Annotated in this window: 1 protein-coding gene; it reads right to left on the bottom strand. The window is 41.5% G+C overall.

Going from position 1 to position 1,034, the window contains the following annotated elements; all coding sequences use genetic code 11:
• Positions 1 to 129 precede the first annotated feature (129 nt).
• The coding region (locus tag KSW37_RS15615; protein ID WP_217315377.1) for an outer membrane beta-barrel family protein at positions 130 to 1,034 on the bottom strand (905 nt) is incomplete at its 5' end.

Here is a 1,034-nt window from a genome sequence, read left to right on the forward strand (position 1 = left end):
AACACAATATGCATCCTAAAACAAACGGCAGGTGTTCGGACATAGACTATCCGAACACCTGCTGCCATAACGTTTTATTGAAATCATATTTCTACTCTTTTAAAGATTTTCGGATACCTCTTTTAATTTTTAGAAACGACTCAATTCTTCATTGCCTGCACCCTTGCCCTTATAACGGTCTCTTGATGTATTGAAGTTATACTGTAATGTCAAGAGCAAGGCACGATTATCGCTTGTCATATTTTGCCAAAGTGTGACATCCTTGTTGTAGAATGTTACATCACGGTAGCTCTTGTCGAAAATGTCATTGGCTTCAAGTGACACGGAGAAACGGTTCTTACAGAAAGCTTTGTAAAGCTTGGTATTAAGGTATGAGGAAGAACTTAGCTTCATGTTGTCCTTGTTGCCACGACTGTTCCATTCCATATCGATATTCATCCAAATGTCGCCAGGCAGATGGATGGCATTCTGGAACTGCACGATTCCCAAAGGATTGCTGAAGGATTTGCGTTCACCCATATATTCGCCAGTGAACCACTGTTTGATGATGCCTGCATTCACTTTAGGTTCCCAAATGCCAACCTTAAATTGTGCGCCAACAAATGCTTGTAGTTCATCAATCTTTGGAGTATTCTCCATGGTCAGCAACTTTACCTCTCCATCCTCGCCATAAGATTTCGTAGTCTGGATAAAGGCATCCTTCCTATGTTCGTATGAAACCTTTGCAAAGAATTGCTTCCATGCACCCATCAACTCAACAGAATGAATCTTCATAGGGGATAGGTAAGGATTGCCACTTTCCAAGGTCAAGCGATTGACATAGCTGACTGTTCCGTCAAGGTCATCGTATGATGGACGTTGAGTCTTGCTTGTGTAGCTCAATGATAATTGCGTTTTTCCAATCTCTGTAGAAATAGCCAAAGAAGGGAACACGTTGTTGTAAGTCTTGCTTTGGTCTTCTTTGAGTTGTCCATTTTCTGTGTATTTGAAGTTGACATGCTCGTAACGAAGTCCTGCCTCTACGGCAACCTTTC

The sequence above is a fragment of the Segatella copri genome, assembly GCF_019127135.1.
Lineage (GTDB): Bacteria > Bacteroidota > Bacteroidia > Bacteroidales > Bacteroidaceae > Prevotella.